1 tRNA gene is annotated in these 394 nt (G+C 47.5%); it reads right to left on the reverse strand.

Going from position 1 to position 394, the window contains the following annotated elements:
- Positions 1–193: 193 nt before the first annotated feature.
- A tRNA-Glu gene (locus AK59_RS0123060) sits at positions 194–269 on the reverse strand.
- Positions 270–394: the final 125 nt, after the last annotated feature.

The raw sequence follows: 394 nt of genomic DNA on the forward strand, positions 1-394 counted from the left end.
GTCGCTTAACCTCACAACCCGAAGATGTTTCACTTCTGATTGCGAAAATTTGAGAGACTCGAACACACATAACATGTGTGTCGTTTCAATTTTCAGCTTGATCCAGATTTTTAAAGAGCAAATATCTCAAACATGACTCGCAAGTCAGTTTTGAGATATGACGGCAGGTGACTTTCACTCACGAACCAGCAAGTGGCGTCCCCTAGGGGATTCGAACCCCTGTTACCGCCGTGAAAGGGCGGTGTCCTGGGCCTCTAGACGAAGGGGACGTACAGTCTCAATCGCAAGACGCCTTGCTATTTACTTTTCATCAGACAATCTGTGTGAGCACTGCAAAGGCAGGTTCTTTAAGGTAAGGAGGTGATCCAACCGCAGGTTCCCCTACGGTTACCTT

This window comes from Enterobacter sp. T1-1, from assembly GCF_000710795.1.
Taxonomy (GTDB): Bacteria; Pseudomonadota; Gammaproteobacteria; order Enterobacterales; family Enterobacteriaceae; genus Enterobacter; species Enterobacter cloacae.